A 17,467-nucleotide genomic window follows, 5' to 3' on the forward strand; every position below is an offset into this window, starting at 1 on the left:
CAGCCAATTCCTGAGGAATCCATCCATCCATGACCATCGATGCCGCACTGCTCGCCCGCTTTTCAGAAATCGTTGGTGAGCGCCATGCGCTGACCGCCCCGGACGAGATCGCGCCCTATGAGGAGGAGCCGCGCGGCCTTTTCGGAGGCAAGACGCCGCTTGTGCTGCGCCCGGGTTCTGTGAACGAGGTGAGCGCCATTCTGCGGCTGGCCAGCGAAACCGGCACGGCGGTGGTGCCGCAGGGCGGCAATACGGGGCTTGTGGGCGGCCAGATGCCCGATGGCGATGGCAATGAGATTGTGCTCTCGCTTTCGCGCCTCAATCAGATCCGCGAGATCGATTTGCAGTCCAACACGGCCACCGTGGAGGCGGGTGTGGTTTTGCAGGTGCTGCAGGAGGCCGTGGCGGAGAAGGATCGCCTGTTTCCGCTGTCGCTCGGCTCGCAGGGCTCCTGCCAGATCGGCGGCAATCTCTCGTCCAATGCAGGCGGTGTGGGCGCGCTCGCCTATGGCACGGCGCGCGACCTCTGCCTCGGCGTGGAAGTGGTGCTGCCGAGCGGCGAGGTGTTCGATGATCTGCGGAAGCTCAAGAAGGACAACACCGGCTACGATCTGAAAGACCTGTTTGTTGGCGGGGAGGGCACGCTCGGCGTCATCACTGCGGCGGTGGTGAAGCTCTTCCCCATGCCCAAGGGGCGGGAACTGGCCTGGGCGGCGCTGCCTTCGCCAGCCGATGCGCTGCGCTTTTTCGAGATGGCCAATGACCGCGCCGGCAACGGGCTCACGGCATTCGAACTCATCGAGCGCACGCCGCTGGCGTTCACGCTGGCGCATGTGCCCGGCGCTGTCGATCCGCTGGAGGAGGAGCATCCCTGGTATGTGATGATCGAGATTTCGTCCGGCCGCTCCGCCGACGACGCCAAGGAACTGATAGAAGAGATCCTGACCGTCGCCTTCGAGGAAGGGCTGGTGGTTGACGCGGCCATTGCCCAGAACGAAGGGCAGGCCAATGCTTTCCGCCATCTGCGTGAGTCCATGTCGGAGGCGCAGAAGCCCGAGGGCGGTTCCATCAAGCACGACATTTCGGTGCCGGTCTCGGACATTCCCGCATTCATCGAGCGGGCAGGGCCTGCCGCACAGAAGGTCGCACCGGGCTGCCGCGTGGTCTGTTTCGGCCATATGGGCGACGGCAATCTGCACTACAACATTTCGCAGCCGGAGGGCGGCGACAAGCAGGCCTATCTGGCGCTCTACCGCGAGATGAACGACGCCATCCACGCCATTGTACGCGATCTGAACGGTTCCTTCTCGGCCGAGCATGGCATCGGGCGCATGAAGCGCGACGAACTCGTCGCCACGCAGCCGGCCATCGCCACGGAGCTGATGCGCCGGGTGAAGGCAGCATTCGACCCGGCTGGCATCATGAACCCGCACAAGGTGATCTAGGGGGCGGGTAGACGAGAGCGGCCTGAGGGGTAGGCGCGGCTATCTGGCGGGTATTGCGGCAAGCATGCCTTCAAGGCCGCTTTCCTTCAGGGCGCTGGCGAGTGCGGTTTCGTAATCCGCCCTGGCCTCTTCGAGCCGCGCCTCTCCCTTTTCGGTGATGACGGAGAAGACGCCGCGCTTGTCGTCTGCACAGACGTCGCGAACCGTCAGGCCGGACCGCTCCATGCGCTCCACCATGCGCGAAATCGAACTCTGGTTCAGCTGAAGGTGGGTCGCCAGATCCTGCATGCGCAGTTCGCGATCCGGAGCCTTCGCCAGCGCCTGAAGCGCGCGGTATTCGGAAAGGCCAATGCCGTGCTTGCTCGTCAGCATGCGGGCGATATCGCTTTCCACAGTGCTGACGGTGTGGACCAGGCGGAGCCAGACATCGCTTGAACTGGGCATGGCTTGGTCTCCCGCGGGCGGTTTTCTGATGGTGAAGCAGATGTATGCGCATGCAAAGTCCGTTTCAAGCCGCTCTCCCGTCGATATGCGCTTCCCTTGGCTTTGGCGGGGCGTTTCGGGAAGCGAAGCGCCCGCGGCGGAGCGCGCCGCGGGGCTTTCGGACCGATGATCAGCCTGCGGCGGTCTGTTCGCCGGCAAATCTGGGACTGTCAGCGAGCTTGAGCCAGACCACGCCGCCGATGATGACGGCGAGCCAGCCGATCTGGCCGATCGTGAGCGGCTGGTCGAGAAGCAGGCTGCCGAAGGTTGCCGCGCCGACCGCGCCAATGCCGGCCCAGACCGCATAGCCGATGCCGACATCGATGGTCTTGAGAGCCGCGCTCAGAAAATAGAGCGTCAGCAGGAAGAAGATGATGGCAGCGATCGACCAGGACGGGACCGTGAAGGCCTGACTGCCGCCGACGCTGAGGGCGTAGCCGATCTCGAATGCGCCGGCCAGCAGCAGCATGATCCAGGCGCGGGCGTTGCCCGTGGTGTTGGTGTTGGTGGTCATGGGGAAGGTTCCTTGAGGCGATGGGCGGAGCGGCAGGCGCGCCAAACCGGCGAGTGAGGGAAGGACTCTCCGTTGCACTATGCTGCGCCGGTGAGGCGCAGGCCGACAACGCCGCCAATGACGAGGAGAATGCCAAAACCCTTCTTCCAGTCGAGCCGCTGGTTGAAGAAGAGTGCGCCGATCACGACGATGCCGACGCCGGCAACCGAGGTCCAGATCGCGTATCCCACGCCCACGTCGAAAGTGAGCAGGGCGAGGCCCAGGAAAAACGTGGCGATGGCGCCGCTGACGAGCGTGGCGGCGGTCCAGAATGGCTGGGTGAAGCCCTGCGCCCTGCCAGCCGATATGGCGACGGCGACTTCGAAGATGACGGCGATGCCGAGATATAACCAGTGCATGAGGGGTTTCCTTTCGAATTGAGCGGTTCGGGGCATGGCGGCGATGCGTGGGCTGGCTGTTTCTGGCAGTCGTGATTCCAGTTCAGGCAGGGCCGGGTGGTTGGTTTCCATCTAGTTGCATGTGCATACATATTGAATTGCACAGGTGATGTCAATTTATTTGCTTGCGCATGCAATTAAATCGTAAGCCGGCAGGCTTTCTGACGCAGCGTGAGGGCTCTGGCGGGCACTTGCGGGTGCCGAAACCCAATGCGCCACCCCTTGTCTTTCGGGCCTTTGGGCAATGCCGTTTACGTTCCGGTGACGGGACTTTCCAGACTGTTACACCCGGTTGGAAATCGCTAACCAATTGTAAGGTCAGCAAAATTTAACTGACTTTCTAAGCCTGCCGGTAACGAGCCATCGCTAGAGTGCATCCCATAACGAGGTCGAAAACGACCCGGTGAGAGAACCGGAAAACCGGCTCTCAGGAGTGACAGGAAGGCAAAGACATGAACGGTGGGCTTAAGCCAGTCTGGGCGGGCCGCGCGATGCGGCTCGACCCTTTTCATCTGCCGCAGGCGGTGAGCTATGCGTCGCATGATGCATTCGGTGAGGTGTCCTTCACCATCAATCAGCGTGGTGTGCGGATGCGGCGTCTGCTCAGCCAGAGCGGCCTGCCGGTGACCTTTGCGCTGCCGCCGCGCGCATTTCGTGGCGTGGCCGCCCGCGCCATGGAAGATGATTTCGGTGACGTGACCGTCACGCTCGAATTGCACCATTCCGATCCGATGCTGTGCGTGCCGCTTCTGGTGGCGGACGATCTGGACGATGTGGCCGCTGACTGGCGCGCCTGGTCCGAAGCGCTTGGCCTGCCCATGCTCATGATCGAGGATGATGGTCTTGCCCATGCGCTTGAAGAGAGCATTGGCGAAGTGAAGGCCGCGCCGCCGCAGGAGCGCCGTCAGGGCCGCCCGGTGCGTGCGCGCCGTCCGCGCTTTCTCGCCCGCCGCAAATGCGGAAGCCTCGGTGTGCGCGTGGTTGTCGGGGGCGACGAGATCATCGCCCGCGACTGAACCGCAGCCTTAGAAAACAGTCTTGGAAAGTAGTCTTAGAACTGTGGGCTGATGACGGCCCACAGGCTGCCGCCGATAAGGCCCAGGAAAATCAGCCAGCCAACCACATTGTTGGAACGGAAAAGCGCCAGGCACTGGTCCGGATTGTCGATGTCGATGACCCGGATCTGACGCGCCATATGCGCGCCGGCGGCGATCAGACCGGCGAGTGCTGGCATCGGCACTTCAGCGAGCGCAAAGGCGACGGCGAAGAACAGAAGCGCGCCGCCATAGAGCGCAATCAGCCATTGACGGGTCCTGTCGCCAAACAGGCGTGCGGTTGAACGCACGCCGACGATGGCGTCGTCTTCCTTGTCCTGATGCGCATAGATTGTGTCATAGCCGATCACCCAGAGGATGGAGCCGAAATAGAGCAGCACGGGCGCAAGCGTGAGGCTTTCGAAATCGGCTGCCCAGCCCATCAGCGCGCCCCAGGAAAAGGCAAGTCCCAGAAAGAGTTGCGGCCAGTCCGTGAATCTCTTTGCGAAGGGATAGATCGCCACGACCGCAAGCGAGGCAAAGCCCAGTGCGATGGCGAAGATGTTGAACTGGACAAGCACCAGAAGACCGACAAGCGCCTGCGCGATGAGGAAGGCCCAGGCCTGTTTGCGCGAGACCTGACCGGAAGGCAGGGGGCGCGAACGGGTGCGCTCGACCGCATCATCAATGCGCTGGTCAACGATGTCGTTATAGGTGCAGCCCGCGCCACGCATGGCGATCGCGCCGATGAGGAAAAGCCCCAGGTGCCAGAGCGAAGGCAGCACCTCTTCCAGAGGCGCGCCGGGCCGTGCATAGGCGGCTGCGGCCAGCGCGGCGGACCACCAGCAGGGCCACAGAAGCAATTGCCAGCCAATGGGGCGATCCCAGCGGGCAAGCTGCGCATAGGGCCACATGGCCTGCGGCATGACACGATAGACCCAGTGTCCGGAGGGGGCATCCGAGACGCGGCCCTGACCCTGACGGGACTGGATCTTTTCCATGACGCATTTTCCTTCTTGTTGTCTCCTTCAGGAGGGAGTGGCAAGGCCTGATGCGCGCGTCAAGCGTTTCTGTCGTGGGAAGTTGGCATCTGCGCCTTGATTTTCGCGGCAAAGAGCCATAGCCCGAAGCGACAATTGAACAAGTGGGGATGCGTGGCATGAATGTTCTCTTGATCGGATCCGGCGGCCGTGAGCACGCGCTCGCCTGGAAACTTGCGGCCTCCCCGGTTTTGACAAAGCTCTACGCAGCACCCGGCAATCCCGGCATGACGCAGGATGCCGAATGCGTTGCGCTCGACGTGTCGGACCATGACGCCGTCGTTGCGTTCTGCCGTGAAAAGGGCGTCGACCTAGTGGTGGTCGGCCCGGAAGCGCCGCTGGTGGCGGGGCTGGCCGATGCGCTGAACGCTGCGGACATTCGCGTGTTTGGCCCGAGCGCCGCCGCTGCCCGGCTTGAAGGCTCCAAGAGCTTCACCAAGGAACTGTGCGACCGCTACGGCATTCCCACCGCCGCCTATGGCCGCTTCGAGAACGCGCTGGCCGCGCGCGCCTATGTGCGCGAGCAGGGCGCGCCCATCGTCATCAAGGCCGACGGGCTTGCCGCGGGCAAGGGCGTGACCGTCGCGATGACGGAAGACGAGGCGATTGCGGCAATCGACGAGTGTTTCGACGGCAGCTTCGGCGAGGCTGGCGCTTCGGTCGTGGTGGAGGAGTTTCTGGAAGGCGAAGAGGCGAGCTTCTTCTGCCTGTGCGATGGCGCTGCGGCGCTGCCCTTCGGCACGGCGCAGGACCACAAGCGCGTGGGCGATGGCGACACCGGCCCGAACACCGGCGGCATGGGCGCCTATTCGCCGGCTCCGGTGCTGGACGAGGCCATTCTGGCGCGCACCATGGCCGAAATCGTCGAGCCGACGCTCAAGGGCATGGCGGAGATGGGCGCACCCTTCACCGGCGTTCTCTATGCGGGCCTGATGCTGACCAAGGACGGCCCCAAGCTCATCGAATACAATGTGCGTTTCGGCGATCCGGAATGCCAGGTGCTGATGATGCGCCTCAAGGAAGACCTTCTGGCGCTTCTCAATGCGGCGGTGGACGGTCAGCTCGCGCATGTCTCTGCCCGCTGGCGCGACGAGGCAGCGCTTACCGTGGTGCTGGCGGCCAACGGGTATCCGGCAAGCCCGGAAAAAGGCACGGCGATCCGCGGGCTGGAAACAGCGGCTGCGGACGAGAATGTCGAGATATTCCACGCCGGCACGGCGCTGAAGGACGGTGTTCTGGTGGCCAATGGCGGCCGCGTTCTCAATGTCACGGCGCTTGGCGCTTCAGTCACGGAAGCGCAGCAGAACGCCTATCGCGCGGTGGACCTGATCGACTGGCCGGAAGGTTTTTGCCGCCGCGACATCGGCTGGCGCGCCGTGGAGCGCGAAGGCTGAGGCGCTTCGAGGCTTGGCGCGGGCTTTCTCGCGCCGCCTAGTCCTCGAACTGATATTCCGTCTCGAAGGGATCGGGCGCGGGTTTGTCGGGCAGGGTGCCTTCGGCCGCGCGCTTCTTGTGGTGGGCTAGTGAGCATTCGATGGAGCAAAGAATACCGCGGTCGGTCCAGTAGGCCGGGCCGTTGTCGATGTCGCCCTGATGATAGGTGAAGCCCGGCATGCCGAGTGCCTTTCCGCATTCGATGCAGCGATGTTTTTCAGGTCTTGCAAGCATGGGGCGTTCCTTCCGTTGGCCGGTTTCTAACGCAGGGAGCCGAAAAGTGGAAACCGGTTTTCGATAACTTCGATGTGCCGTCGAACCTTTGGGGCGTCCTCTGCGCCGCGCGATGGCCGCATCGTGATCCGAGCCTGGTACCAGACGCTGCAAGCTTTCTAAGATTGACGTTTACGTAAAGAGAAAATATCAATCTTCCGCCAATGTATGATGGCGAGCGCTTTGCTGAACGGCTAGGGTCTCGCCGGACATCAGGAGGATTGCAGCATGTACCGAGCCCCTGTCGATGAAATCGCCTTCACCCTGAAACACGTCACCGGCTTTGCCGCTGACCTCGACAGCGGCCGGTTTGGCGATCTGTCGGAAGATCTGGTCGACGCCATCGTGGCGGAGGCAGGGCGCTTTGCAGCCGAAGAAATCGCGCCGCTGGCGCGGGTGGGCGACGAGCAGGGCGCGGTGCTGAAGGACGGGGCCGTCACCACGCCGCCGGGCTGGGCAGATCTCTATCGCCGTTGGTGCGAGGGTGGCTGGAACGGGCTTGCCGCGCCCGAGGAATTCGGCGGGCAGGCGCTGCCGACGCTTCTCTCGGTCGCCGCCTTCGAGATGTGGAATTCCGGCTCCATGGCCTTCGCCATCGGCCCGACGCTGACGGTCGGCGCAATCGAGGCGCTCGACAAGCATGCGACGCCCGAGCTGCAGCAAAAATATCTGGAAAAGCTCGTTTCCGGCGAATGGATGGGCACGATGAACCTGACGGAGCCGCAGGCCGGTTCCGACCTCAACGCGCTCAAGGCGCGGGCCGAGCCGGTGGGCGACGGCACTTATCGGATTTTTGGCCAGAAGATTTTCATCACCTATGGCGAGCACGATTTCACCGACAACATCGTGCATCTGGTTCTGGCGCGGCTGCCGGATGCGCCGGCGGGCACCAAGGGCATTTCGCTGTTTCTGGTGCCGAAATTCTTCGTCAATGATGACGGATCGCTCGGCGCGCGCAATGACGCCTTCTGCGCCTCCATGGAGCACAAGCTCGGCATCCACGCTTCGCCCACCTGCACCATGATCTATGGCGACGGCAAGTTCGGCGACACGCCGGGCGCTGTCGGCTGGCTGATCGGTGAGGAAAATCGCGGTCTGGCCTGCATGTTCACCATGATGAACAACGCCCGTCTGGCAGTCGGCATGCAGGGTGTGGGCATTGCCGAAACCGCCACGCAGAAAGCGCTGGCCTATGCGCAGGACCGTCGGCAGGGACGCGCCGCCGGTTTTAAGGGCGAAGGCATGAGCCCGATCGTGGCGCATCCCGACATCAAGCGCATGCTTTTGACCATGAAGGCGCAGACCCAGATGGCGCGCGCCATCACCTATTCCTGCGCCTACGCGATCGACCGGGCGCGGCTCGGTGAGGGCGATGAGGCAAAGGCATGGCAGGCGCGCGCGGATATCCTGACGCCCATGGCCAAGGCGTTCTCCACCGATGTGGGCGTGGATGTCGCCTCGCTTGGCGTGCAGGTGCATGGCGGCATGGGCTATGTGGAAGAGACGGGCGCTGCCGCGCTTTATCGCGACGCCCGCATCGCGCCGATCTATGAGGGCACCAACGGCATTCAGGCCATCGATCTCGTCATGCGCAAGCTGCCGCTTCAGGGGGGCGAGGCGATGGCGGCATTCTTAAACGAGCTGCGGGCCGACCATGCCGCACTCTCGGACGCATCGGGGCTTGGCGCAACGGCGGAAAGGCTGGGCCAGGCGCTGGATGATCTGGAGGAGACAACGGCGTATCTAACAACGGCTCTCTCCGAGGGGCGGGTGAACGAGGCGCTTTGCGGCGCAACGCCTTATCTGCGGCTTTTCTCGCTGGTTATCGGCGTTGCGCTGAACACGCGGGCGCTTGCCGCCGGCGACCGGCCCGACCACGCCGTTCTGGTGCGTTTCATGGCGGAAAACCTGCTCGTGGAGACGGCAACGCTCAGGCAGCAGGTGATCGGCGGCGCTGACAGTCTGGATGCGGCGGCTGACGCGCTGCTTTCGGCCTGAACGTTCCGGGAGGAGGAGAAACCATGAGCGAACATGTTCTGATCGAGCGGCGCGGTGCGGTGCAGGTGATCCGCCTGAACCGGCCTGAAAAGAAGAACGCCATCACCCGCGCCATGTATGCGGCGATGGCCGAGGCGCTGAAGCGCGGCGATGAGGATGCGGACGTGCGCTGCCACGTCATTCTGGGGCAGAAGGGCGCGTTTTCCGCCGGCAATGATCTGGCCGATTTTCTGGCCGTCGCCACGGGCGGCGAGGGTGGTCAGGAGGTCTATGATTTCCTTCTGGCGCTGGCAGGGGCGGCAAAGCCTCTGGTCTCCGGCGTCGATGGCGTTGCGGTGGGCATCGGCACGACGATCCACATGCATTGCGACCTGACCTTCGCGACGCCCGCGACCGTGTTCTCCACGCCCTTTGTCGATCTCGGTCTGGTGCCTGAAGCGGGCTCCAGCCTGCTCGCCCCGGCGATCATGGGGCAGCAGCGGGCGTTTGCCCTTCTGGCTCTGGGCGAGGGGTTGCCGGCAGCCGATGCTTGTGCTGCGGGGCTCATTCACAGGGTTGTGGGGGCAGAGGCTCTCGAAGAGGCGGTGTTTGCGGCTGCCGAGGCGCTTGTGGCAAAACCGCCGGAGGCGCTGAAGATTGCCCGCGATCTGCTGCGTGGTCCGCGCGACGACGTGATCGCGCGCATTCGCGAGGAGGCGGAGCATTTTCGTGCGCGCCTCAAATCGGATGAGGCGCGCGCCGCCTTCATGGCCTTCATGAGCCGCAAGGCGTCCTGAGGCTTACGGGTAGAGCCGTTTCGTCTGCCACGCGCCCTGATCGTTGCGGGTGAACACCACGCGGTCATGCAGGCGGAACGGACGGTCGTGCCAGAACTCGATCTGGCTCGGCACGATGCGGAAGCCCGACCAGTGCGCCGGGCGCGGGATTGCGCCCACGGCATATTTGGCGGTGTATTCGGCAACCGCCTTTTCCAGCGCAAAGCGGCTTTCCAGCGGTCGCGACTGTTTTGATGCCCATGCGCCGATGCGGCTTCCGCGCGGCCGCGACGCGTAATACTCGTCCGCCTCCGCGTCGCTCACCTGCTCCACCGGTCCGCGAATGCGCACCTGACGGCGCAGGCTCTTCCAGTGAAAGCACATGGCCGCCTTTTCCGCGCTCAGGATTTCACCGCCCTTGGCGCTCTCGAAATTCGTGTAGAAGACGAAGCCGCGCTCATCGAACCCTTTCAGTAGCACCATGCGCACATTTGGCATTCCATCGGGATCGACGGTCGCCAGCGCCAGCGCATTGGGATCGTTGGGTTCGGATTTCGTGGCGTCCTCGAGCCATTCGGCAAAGAGCCGAAAAGGCTCGCTGCGTTCGGTGAAGTCACCGGATTTTAACGTCTCGTCAATCATACTGGCTGCCTGGTTCGCGTTATCTACGGGGAGAATGCCGATTGTCGGGGGCAAAGCAAGCGCCAGTTCGGGGCAAGGCCTTGGCTCTGCATGTTCTGCAGCGCTGTGTCGCGCCTGCAGCGGTGATTCTTCTGGCCGGGTGCAGTGTCTCGGCGCTTGATCCTGGAGGGCAGGACGTGGACCGTTCGGTTGTGACGGGTTCCATTGCGCCGGTGCCGATGCCGGAAAACTTCATGTCTCAATCCGTGAAGCCTGCACCGCTACCGACAGGGACGGACGCCATGCTGCACGCCATGGTCGGCGGCATGGGCGCCAGTCTCGACGGCGCGCCGCCTCTTTCCTGGGACGATCCGGAAAATGATGTGCGCGGCGTTGTCACCGCCATTTTCGATGACGAGACCGGCACCTGCCGCCGCTTCGTGACCTCGCGTGAAAGTTTCGATGGCGTCGGACTTTATCGCGGGACGGTCTGTCCAACGCCCGAGTTCGGATGGCAGATACAGGCGTTCGAAGCGGTTTAGCGGCTGTTTCGGGCGCGGGGTCTGGAATTTCTTCCTAGCCAGACGCATATAGTGAACAACACCCCGAATTCACGAACGTTTTGCCGTATAATGCGGAACGATCAGGAATAGAGCTGCACATGCGCAATCCATATGACGTGTTGGGCGTGGCCAAGAACGCCTCGTCCAAGGAGATAAAATCGGCTTACCGAAAGCTGGCGAAGAAGTATCATCCGGACCAGAAGCCGGACGATCCGAAGGCCAAGGAGCGCTTCGCAGAAATCGGGCAGGCCTATGAAATTCTGGGCGACGAGAAACAGCGCGGCGCTTTCGACCGCGGTGAGATCGATGCCGAAGGCAAGCCGCGTTTCACCGGTTTTGAAGGCGGGGGCGCGGGCGGTGATCCGTTTGGCGGTTTCCGGCGGTCGGGCCGGGGCGGGCCGGGTGCGCAGCATTTCGAATTCAGAAGCGGTGGTCCCGATGGGGCCGGTTTCAGCGGCGCGGACATTTTCAGCCAGATCTTCGGTGATGCTTTTTCGCAGCAGGGCGGACCTGCCGGTCAGGGACGGCGCGCTGGCGCTGGCCACAAGCGCCCGAGCGGCATGGGCGATCTGAACGCGACGCTGGATGTCGATATCGAGGACGTTGCAAAGGCTTCCAAGGTCACGGCCATCTTCCCGGGCGGGCGGCGCATCGCGGTCAAGCTCCCGCGCCACGTGGAAGACGGCCAGACCATCCGCCTCAAGGGGCAGGGCGAGGAGACGCCGTTTGGCGAGCGCGGCGATGCGCTGGTCAAGTTGCGCTTCCGCAAGCACCCGCGCTACCGCGTTGAGGGCCGGGACCTGCATGTGGATCTGCCGGTGAGCCTGCGTGATGCGGTTCTGGGCGCGAAAGTGCCCGTTGAAACGCCGACGGGGCGGCTTGCGCTGACCATTCCGGCCTGGACAAGTTCTGACCGCACCATGCGTCTGAAAGGGCGCGGCCTGCCGCTGAAGACCGATGGAAACGGCGACCTTTACGCTCATATCCAGATCATGCTGCCGGAAGGCGGAGATCCGGCGCTTGAGGCATTGTTCCGCCAATCGGCTTGATGCCTTCGCCGGGCTGTGCGATAGGGCTGCCGGCTTATTTATATTGCGCGGTCGGGAATCGCCCGGTCGTGCTATGCAGGTAGTTGGAGTGATGAAGCGCCGCGCCTTCTGGTGAAAGCATGACGCTTCGGCAATTGAATTCGGAGAACCATTCCATGACAAGTGGCAATGGCCTGATGGCCGGAAAGCGCGGGCTCATTCTGGGTGTCGCCAACAACCGCTCGATCGCCTGGGGTATCGCCAAGGCGTGCGCCAATGCCGGCGCAGAGCTTGCTTTGACCTATCAGGGCGACGCCCTGAAGAAGCGCGTCGAGCCGCTGGCTGAAGAGCTGGGCGCGATCGTCGCCGGTCACTGCGACGTGACCGACATGGACAGCGTCGATGCGGTGTTCGAGAAGCTCGAGAAGGAGTGGGGCAAGCTGGACTTCCTGGTCCATGCCGTCGCTTTCTCCGACAAGGACGAGCTGACCGGCCGTTATGTCGATACGAGCCGCGACAACTTCCTGCGCAGCATGGACATCTCGGTCTATTCGCTCACCGCGCTTGCCAAGCGCGCCGAGCCGCTGATGACCGATGGTGGCTCCATCCTGACGCTCACCTATTACGGCGCCGAGAAGGTGATGCCGCACTACAATGTCATGGGCGTTGCCAAGGCCGCGCTTGAGGCGAGCGTGCGTTATATGGCGGTCGATCTGGGCGGCAGCAACATTCGCGTCAACGCCATTTCGGCTGGCCCGATCAAGACGCTGGCGGCTTCGGGCATCGGCGATTTCCGCTACATTCTGCGCTGGAACGAGTACAACTCGCCGCTCAAGCGCGTTGTCACCACCGATGAGGTGGGCGATTCCGCTCTCTACATGCTGTCGCATCTTTCGCGCGGCGTGACGGGCGAAGTGCTGCATGTCGATTCCGGCTATCACGTGGTCGGCATGAAGGCCGTGGACGCTCCCGATATTTCTGTCGTGACGGAGTAGATCGGCCTGCGTTCATTCGAACGCGCAAAGGACGATCCTAACCAGTGATGGAGCATCGGAATACCCGAAAGCCGGTTCCTGCTTTTCGGTCCGATGCTCCAAGTCAGAAGGCCCGCAGTGCTTCCCACTCTCTATATCATCAGACACGGCCAGACGGCCTGGAACGCAGAAGAGCGTCTTCAGGGGCAGGCCGATACTGATATCAATGCGGTTGGTCAGGTTCAGGCCGACCGTAATGGCATTCGCCTTGCCGATCTTCTCGATCACAATGCGGATGGCTTTGATTTTGTCGCAAGCCCGTTACGACGTACGCGCGAGACGATGGAGCGTGTGCGCGCAGGCCTTGGCCTGCCGCGCGAGGCATACCGCACCGATCCCCGGCTGATGGAACTGAATTTTGGCGACTGGCAGGGCTTTACCTATGCCGAGCTGGAAGCGGAAAATCCCGGCTGCACGGCAGCCCGTTCGAACGACAAATGGGGATTTGTCCCGCCGGGCGACAATGCAGAGAGCTATGAAAAGCTGGCTGAGCGCATCAAGCCGTGGCTTGGAGAGGTCAAGGGGCCGACCGTCTGTGTCACCCATGGCGGCGTGATCCGCTCGCTTCTTTACCTGCTGGGCCATGCGTCCAGCGATGAAGCGGCTGCGCTCACCATACCGCAGGATCGCATCCTGCGGTTTGAGAGTGGTTCGGCAGACTGGCTGTAAGGCTCACTCGGGCAGAAGCATGTCCGTGATCTGCTTCACGCCATTGTCGACTTCCCGATAGGCGAGAACCACTTCCATGCCGGGCTGAATGGCGGAAACGTCCATCTCGCTCGGCAGCTTGTAGGTCTGGCCATTTTCAAGCGTGATGGTGAGATTGTCCGGGTCCACATTGCGAACCTTGCCCTCGGCGTCGAGGGCAAAGGCGGATGAGGCAAGCATTAATAATCCCACTGCCGCGGCGAAAATGCGCATTCCACACCTCTCGGATTTCTATGTGGCGCCCGTATCCGGGGCGCGAATCCCTTCAATTTTGTAAACCACCTAATTGTGTCAAAACTTTCGCATTAGGCAATCCGGTTTGACCGCACCCGCAAAGGCCAATAGAAGCGAAACGACCGGCTCTCGGGGACGCGCTCGATGGTCGGGCTGTCTGTTTTCTGGAAGCCTGCATTCATGTCTCACAACACATTCGGTCATCTGTTTCGTGTCACCACCTGGGGCGAGAGCCATGGCCCGGCCATAGGCTGCGTGGTCGATGGCTGCCCGCCCGGCATTCGTTTCACGCTGGCCGAGATCCAGGCCGAGCTCGACAAGCGGCGTCCGGGGCAGTCGCGTTTCGTCACCCAGCGCCGCGAGCCGGATCAGGTGAAAATCCTGTCGGGCGTGCTGCCGGATGAGGACGGCGAAACGCTGATCACCACCGGCACTCCGGTCTCCATGCTGATCGAGAATGTTGACCAGCGCTCCAAGGATTATGGCGAGATCGCCAGGCGCTTCCGGCCGGGGCATGCGGACTACACCTACGAGACGAAATACGGTCTGCGCGACTATCGCGGCGGTGGCCGTTCTTCGGCGCGCGAGACGGCGACGCGGGTTGCCGCAGGCGCGCTCGCCCGCAAGGTCGTGCCGGGCATGAATGTGCGCGCAGCGCTTGTCGCCATGGGCGAGAAGGAAATCGACCGGGCCAACTGGGACTGGGATTTCATCGGCAATGCGGACAATCCCTTCTTCACTCCGGACCCGAACTCTGTTCCGGTGTTCACCGAATATCTCGACGGCATCCGCAAGGCGGGTTCGTCGGTGGGCGCGGTGATCGAGGTTGTGGCGGAAGACGTGCCTGCCGGTCTCGGCGCGCCAATCTACGCCAAGCTCGATCAGGATATCTGCGCCAATCTGATGTCGATCAACGCCGTGAAGGGCGTGGAGATCGGCAATGGTTTCGAGGCGGCGCGGATCACCGGCGAGGAAAACGCCGACGAGATGCGCATGGGCAATGACGGAACCCCGCGCTTTCTGAGCAACAATGCCGGCGGCATTCTGGGCGGCATCTCCACCGGTGAGCCCATCGTGGCGCGCTTCGCCGTCAAGCCGACCTCGTCGATCCTGACGCCGCGCCAGAGCATCGACAGGGACGGCAATGAGGTCGATGTTCTGACCAAGGGCCGGCACGATCCCTGTGTGGGCATCCGCGCGGTGCCGATTGCCGAGGCAATGGTGGCCTGCGCAATCGCCGATCATTATCTGCGGCACCGTGGCCAGACCGGTCGCATCTGAGGAGTTTTCCCATGCCCTATGACCAGAAGAAGGTCGTTGAAGCCCTGCGCGCCTTTGAAAAGGGCGAGATCGTTGTCGTCATGGATGATGACGGGCGCGAGAACGAGGGCGATCTGATTGTCGCCGCCGTGCACTGCACGCCCGAGAACATGGCCTTCATCGTGCGCCATACCTCCGGCATCGTCTGCGCACCCATGCCGCAGGGCGAAGCGCGGCGGCTGAACCTGACGCCGATGGTGGCCGAAAACGATGCGCCGCATTCCACGGCCTTCACCGTTAGCGTCGATTTCAAACATGGCACGACCACCGGCATTTCGGCTGATGACCGCACGCTGACCGTGCGCAATCTGGCGAACCCCAATGTCGGCCCCGGCGACTTTGTGCGGCCGGGCCACATTTTCCCGCTGGTGGCGCGCGAGGGCGGGGTGCTGATGCGCTCGGGCCATACGGAAGCGGCTGTCGATCTGTGCAAGCTCGCCGGCCTGCCGCCCGTTGGCGTGATCTGCGAGCTGGTCAATGATGACGGCACGGTGATGCGTGGGCCGCAGGTCTCCGCCTTTGCCGAGAAGAACGGCCTCAAGCAGGTGTCGGTCGCCGATCTCATCGCCTATCGCCAGCGTCAGGAAACGCTGGTGGAGCGGGTGGCGAGTTTTGACATCGACACGCCGAGCGGCCCTGCAAAGGCCCATGCCTACACGCTTCCCTGGGAAGCCATGCAGCATCTCGCCATCGTCTTCGGCGACATTCGCGACGGCGTCGACATTCCTGTTCGTCTTCACACCGAGGATGTGGTGACGGATGTGTTCGGCACGGAAGAGCGTCTGCGCGAGGCCATGGAGCGCATGAACGGCCTTGGCCGTGGCGTTCTGGTCTATCTGCGCGAGGGGTCGGTTGGCGTTGCCCATCAGAACCGCCGCCGTCCGGCCGGCAACGAAGATCGCGAGGATCATGACGAAGCCCTGCGGCGCGAGAGCGAGTGGCGCGAGATTGGCCTTGGCGCGCAGATCCTGAAGGATCTGGGCATTTCCTCGATCAAGCTGATGGCCTCCCGCGAGCGCCATTATGTGGGGCTTGAAGGTTTCGGTATCGAGATCGCTTCGACCGACATCATGTAAGAAAAACAGCCCCAGGGGCTGCGGAAGCGGGCATGAAAGCATCCATCCGGCCCAAAAGGCCGGGTGAAAGCCTGTTGACATGCGACCACTGCGCGAAATCCTGTCATGGCCAAGTTATGCTTTGGCAATTACAGTTATGACATGAACACCCGTTTCTACACGCATTCGATCTGCCGTGAGCACATCACACCACCCGGCCACCCGGAGCGGGCGGACCGATTACGGGTGATCGTGGATCGGCTCGACGACGAGCCCTTCACCTATCTGGAGCGGCTGGAAGCGCCGCTCGCCGATGAAGAGACCGTGCTCTACGCACATCCGCAGGAGCATCTCGACAAGGTGAAGGCGAACATTCCCGAAGAGGGGATGGCGCGCATCGATGAAGACACGATCATCAGTCCGAAGAGCTTTGAAGCGGCGCTGACCGCCATCGGCGGCGCGCTGGCCGGCGTGGACGACGTGTTTTCCGGCGATACCGGCAATGTGTTCGTGGCGGGTCGTCCGCCCGGCCACCATGCCGAGAAGAACCGCGCCATGGGGTTCTGCCTGTTCAACAATGCGGCCATCGCCGCGCGCCATGCCCAGAAGAAGCACGGCGCGGAGCGTGTCGCTATCGTTGACTGGGACGTGCATCACGGAAACGGCACGCAGGAGATTTTCTGGGACGATCCGAGCGTTCTTTACTGCTCCACGCACCAGATGCCGCTTTTCCCGGGAACGGGTGCGGCCCATGAAACGGGGGCGGGCAACATCTTCAACGCGCCGCTTGCCGCCGGCTCCGGTTCGGAGGTTTTCCGCGAGGCGTTCGACAAGGTCATTCTGCCGGCGCTCGACCGGTTTTCGCCCGATCTGATCATCATTTCCGCAGGCTTCGACGCGCACCGCCGCGACCCGCTTGCCGAGATCAATCTGGAGGCTGAGGATTTTGACTGGGCGACGGGCGTTCTGATGGAGCGGGCCGATCGTTTGTCACAGGGTCGCCTTGTCAGCCTGCTTGAAGGTGGGTACGACCTGCAGGGACTTTCCGTGTCGGTCGCTGCGCATGTCGGCCGCTTGTTAAAGGGGTGAGAGATGGCCGAAGAAGCCAACAGCGACATCAAGGGCATGAGCTTCGAGCAGGCGCTCGAGGCGCTGGAGAAGATCGTTGAGGATCTCGAGCGCGGCGACGTGCCGCTCGACCAGTCGATCAGGATCTATGAGCGCGGCGAGGCGCTGAAGAAGCACTGCGACCAGCTGCTCAAGGCAGCCGAGGACAAGGTGGAGAAGATCCGCCTCTCACGCGAAGGGCAGGCAGCCGGCAGCGAGCCACTCGACGAAAGCTGAGTCCGGAAAATCCCAAATATCGGCAACCTCTGTACATTTGTTTGTGCGGAGGTTGTTTTGTATTTGCACCATGAAAAATTATGCTCCTTTGAAACTGTACTGTTTCATCGCATTGCGTTTACTTTGGATAGCTGACGTCCTATGTCG

The 17,467-nt window shown here is 62.7% G+C and carries 20 protein-coding genes; 13 read left to right on the forward strand and 7 right to left on the reverse strand.

The annotated features are described in order from the left end of the window. Positions 1–29 precede the first annotated feature (29 nt). Positions 30–1,445: an FAD-binding oxidoreductase gene (locus DEJ54_RS10400; protein WP_113154503.1), complete on the forward strand. Its 1,416-nt coding sequence runs from the start codon at positions 30–32 to the stop codon at positions 1,443–1,445. Positions 1,446–1,484: 39 nt separating this feature from the next. Here DEJ54_RS10400 and DEJ54_RS10405 read toward each other — a convergent pair whose 3' ends face one another. From DEJ54_RS10405 to DEJ54_RS10415, 3 genes are all read right to left on the reverse strand, one after another. Then, positions 1,485–1,889: a MarR family winged helix-turn-helix transcriptional regulator gene (locus DEJ54_RS10405; RefSeq protein ID WP_113154504.1), complete on the reverse strand. Its 405-nt coding sequence runs from the start codon at positions 1,887–1,889 to the stop codon at positions 1,485–1,487. 169 nt (positions 1,890–2,058) lie between these two features. Beyond that, complete coding sequence (locus DEJ54_RS10410; RefSeq protein WP_113154505.1) at positions 2,059–2,442, reverse strand: multidrug efflux SMR transporter; 384 nt, start codon at positions 2,440–2,442, stop codon at positions 2,059–2,061. Positions 2,443–2,519: 77 nt separating this feature from the next. Beyond that, positions 2,520–2,840 (reverse strand): multidrug efflux SMR transporter, encoded by a 321-nt coding sequence (locus tag DEJ54_RS10415; protein ID WP_113154506.1) that lies wholly within the window; start codon positions 2,838–2,840, stop codon positions 2,520–2,522. A 491-nt stretch (positions 2,841–3,331) separates the two neighbouring features. On the opposite strand from DEJ54_RS10415, the gene DEJ54_RS10420 reads away from it, so the two are divergent. Continuing rightward, positions 3,332–3,895: a DUF6101 family protein gene (locus tag DEJ54_RS10420; protein WP_113154507.1), complete on the forward strand. Its 564-nt coding sequence runs from the start codon at positions 3,332–3,334 to the stop codon at positions 3,893–3,895. 35 nt (positions 3,896–3,930) lie between these two features. Here the strand turns inward: DEJ54_RS10420 and ubiA are convergent, their stop codons facing one another. After that, entirely contained in the window at positions 3,931–4,914 is a 984-nt protein-coding gene (gene ubiA, locus DEJ54_RS10425) for a 4-hydroxybenzoate octaprenyltransferase (RefSeq protein WP_113154508.1), read from the reverse strand. Positions 4,915–5,072: 158 nt separating this feature from the next. On the opposite strand from ubiA, the gene purD reads away from it, so the two are divergent. Beyond that, on the forward strand, positions 5,073–6,347 hold the full coding sequence (gene purD / locus DEJ54_RS10430; protein WP_113156211.1) for a phosphoribosylamine--glycine ligase: 1,275 nt from the start codon (positions 5,073–5,075) through the stop codon (positions 6,345–6,347). A 37-nt stretch (positions 6,348–6,384) separates the two neighbouring features. Here the strand turns inward: purD and DEJ54_RS10435 are convergent, their stop codons facing one another. Further along, positions 6,385–6,621 carry a hypothetical protein gene (locus tag DEJ54_RS10435; RefSeq protein WP_113154509.1) on the reverse strand — a complete coding sequence of 79 codons (237 nt, stop codon included), beginning with the start codon at positions 6,619–6,621 and terminating at the stop codon, positions 6,385–6,387. A 267-nt stretch (positions 6,622–6,888) separates the two neighbouring features. On the opposite strand from DEJ54_RS10435, the gene DEJ54_RS10440 reads away from it, so the two are divergent. Both DEJ54_RS10440 and DEJ54_RS10445 read left to right on the forward strand, forming a co-directional pair. Continuing rightward, a complete protein-coding gene (locus DEJ54_RS10440; RefSeq protein ID WP_113154510.1) occupies positions 6,889–8,658 on the forward strand; it encodes an acyl-CoA dehydrogenase in 1,770 nt (589 codons plus the stop codon). A gap of 23 nt (positions 8,659–8,681) precedes the next feature. After that, entirely contained in the window at positions 8,682–9,434 is a 753-nt protein-coding gene (locus DEJ54_RS10445; RefSeq protein ID WP_113154511.1) for a crotonase/enoyl-CoA hydratase family protein, read from the forward strand. Positions 9,435–9,437: 3 nt separating this feature from the next. Here DEJ54_RS10445 and pdxH read toward each other — a convergent pair whose 3' ends face one another. Then, on the reverse strand, positions 9,438–10,055 hold the full coding sequence (pdxH, locus tag DEJ54_RS10450; protein ID WP_113154512.1) for a pyridoxamine 5'-phosphate oxidase: 618 nt from the start codon (positions 10,053–10,055) through the stop codon (positions 9,438–9,440). 176 nt (positions 10,056–10,231) lie between these two features. On the opposite strand from pdxH, the gene DEJ54_RS10455 reads away from it, so the two are divergent. From DEJ54_RS10455 to DEJ54_RS10470, 4 genes are all read left to right on the forward strand, one after another. Beyond that, positions 10,232–10,576 carry an RT0821/Lpp0805 family surface protein gene (locus tag DEJ54_RS10455; protein ID WP_245447492.1) on the forward strand — a complete coding sequence of 115 codons (345 nt, stop codon included), beginning with the start codon at positions 10,232–10,234 and terminating at the stop codon, positions 10,574–10,576. 119 nt (positions 10,577–10,695) lie between these two features. After that, a complete protein-coding gene (locus tag DEJ54_RS10460; RefSeq protein ID WP_113154514.1) occupies positions 10,696–11,646 on the forward strand; it encodes a DnaJ C-terminal domain-containing protein in 951 nt (316 codons plus the stop codon). 155 nt (positions 11,647–11,801) lie between these two features. Then, entirely contained in the window at positions 11,802–12,620 is an 819-nt protein-coding gene (gene fabI, locus DEJ54_RS10465; RefSeq protein WP_113154515.1) for an enoyl-ACP reductase FabI, read from the forward strand. A 117-nt stretch (positions 12,621–12,737) separates the two neighbouring features. Beyond that, entirely contained in the window at positions 12,738–13,328 is a 591-nt protein-coding gene (locus DEJ54_RS10470) for a histidine phosphatase family protein (RefSeq protein WP_113154516.1), read from the forward strand. Between the two features lie 3 nt (positions 13,329–13,331). On the opposite strand, the gene DEJ54_RS10475 is transcribed toward DEJ54_RS10470, so the two are convergent. Further along, positions 13,332–13,580: a DUF1344 domain-containing protein gene (locus tag DEJ54_RS10475; protein ID WP_113154517.1), complete on the reverse strand. Its 249-nt coding sequence runs from the start codon at positions 13,578–13,580 to the stop codon at positions 13,332–13,334. A 201-nt stretch (positions 13,581–13,781) separates the two neighbouring features. On the opposite strand from DEJ54_RS10475, the gene aroC reads away from it, so the two are divergent. The 4 genes from aroC (at position 13,782) to DEJ54_RS10495 (ending at position 17,320) form a co-directional block, all read left to right on the forward strand. Then, a complete protein-coding gene (gene aroC, locus DEJ54_RS10480; protein WP_113156212.1) occupies positions 13,782–14,882 on the forward strand; it encodes a chorismate synthase in 1,101 nt (366 codons plus the stop codon). A gap of 11 nt (positions 14,883–14,893) precedes the next feature. Next, entirely contained in the window at positions 14,894–15,997 is a 1,104-nt protein-coding gene (gene ribB, locus DEJ54_RS10485; protein ID WP_113154518.1) for a 3,4-dihydroxy-2-butanone-4-phosphate synthase, read from the forward strand. Between the two features lie 141 nt (positions 15,998–16,138). After that, positions 16,139–17,065, forward strand: a complete 927-nt coding sequence (locus DEJ54_RS10490) for a histone deacetylase family protein (protein WP_113156213.1) — start codon at positions 16,139–16,141, stop codon at positions 17,063–17,065. A 3-nt stretch (positions 17,066–17,068) separates the two neighbouring features. After that, the gene (locus tag DEJ54_RS10495) at positions 17,069–17,320 is read left to right on the forward strand and encodes an exodeoxyribonuclease VII small subunit (RefSeq protein ID WP_113154519.1); all 252 of its coding nucleotides are present in this window, start codon (positions 17,069–17,071) and stop codon (positions 17,318–17,320) included. Positions 17,321–17,467: the final 147 nt, after the last annotated feature.

Source organism: Nitratireductor sp. OM-1 (assembly GCF_003296175.1).
GTDB lineage: Bacteria > Pseudomonadota > Alphaproteobacteria > Rhizobiales > Rhizobiaceae > Nitratireductor > Nitratireductor aquimarinus.

Excerpts from the sequence above, each read along its gene's own strand:
- ribB (WP_113154518.1), top strand. The coding sequence starts at position 14,894 with ATGCCCTATGACCAGAAGAAGGTCGTTGAAGCCCTGCGCGCCTTTGAA.
- DEJ54_RS10415 (WP_113154506.1), bottom strand. The coding sequence starts at position 2,840 with ATGCACTGGTTATATCTCGGCATCGCCGTCATCTTCGAAGTCGCCGTC.
- DEJ54_RS10435 (WP_113154509.1), bottom strand. The coding sequence starts at position 6,621 with ATGCTTGCAAGACCTGAAAAACATCGCTGCATCGAATGCGGAAAGGCA.
- DEJ54_RS10445 (WP_113154511.1), top strand. The coding sequence starts at position 8,682 with ATGAGCGAACATGTTCTGATCGAGCGGCGCGGTGCGGTGCAGGTGATC.
- DEJ54_RS10495 (WP_113154519.1), top strand. The coding sequence starts at position 17,069 with ATGGCCGAAGAAGCCAACAGCGACATCAAGGGCATGAGCTTCGAGCAG.
- pdxH (WP_113154512.1), bottom strand. The coding sequence starts at position 10,055 with ATGATTGACGAGACGTTAAAATCCGGTGACTTCACCGAACGCAGCGAG.
- ubiA (WP_113154508.1), bottom strand. The coding sequence starts at position 4,914 with ATGGAAAAGATCCAGTCCCGTCAGGGTCAGGGCCGCGTCTCGGATGCC.
- DEJ54_RS10400 (WP_113154503.1), top strand. The coding sequence starts at position 30 with ATGACCATCGATGCCGCACTGCTCGCCCGCTTTTCAGAAATCGTTGGT.
- DEJ54_RS10410 (WP_113154505.1), bottom strand. The coding sequence starts at position 2,442 with ATGACCACCAACACCAACACCACGGGCAACGCCCGCGCCTGGATCATG.
- aroC (WP_113156212.1), top strand. The coding sequence starts at position 13,782 with ATGTCTCACAACACATTCGGTCATCTGTTTCGTGTCACCACCTGGGGC.
- DEJ54_RS10440 (WP_113154510.1), top strand. The coding sequence starts at position 6,889 with ATGTACCGAGCCCCTGTCGATGAAATCGCCTTCACCCTGAAACACGTC.
- fabI (WP_113154515.1), top strand. The coding sequence starts at position 11,802 with ATGACAAGTGGCAATGGCCTGATGGCCGGAAAGCGCGGGCTCATTCTG.
- DEJ54_RS10490 (WP_113156213.1), top strand. The coding sequence starts at position 16,139 with ATGAACACCCGTTTCTACACGCATTCGATCTGCCGTGAGCACATCACA.
- purD (WP_113156211.1), top strand. The coding sequence starts at position 5,073 with ATGAATGTTCTCTTGATCGGATCCGGCGGCCGTGAGCACGCGCTCGCC.
- DEJ54_RS10405 (WP_113154504.1), bottom strand. The coding sequence starts at position 1,889 with ATGCCCAGTTCAAGCGATGTCTGGCTCCGCCTGGTCCACACCGTCAGC.
- DEJ54_RS10460 (WP_113154514.1), top strand. The coding sequence starts at position 10,696 with ATGCGCAATCCATATGACGTGTTGGGCGTGGCCAAGAACGCCTCGTCC.
- DEJ54_RS10475 (WP_113154517.1), bottom strand. The coding sequence starts at position 13,580 with ATGCGCATTTTCGCCGCGGCAGTGGGATTATTAATGCTTGCCTCATCC.
- DEJ54_RS10420 (WP_113154507.1), top strand. The coding sequence starts at position 3,332 with ATGAACGGTGGGCTTAAGCCAGTCTGGGCGGGCCGCGCGATGCGGCTC.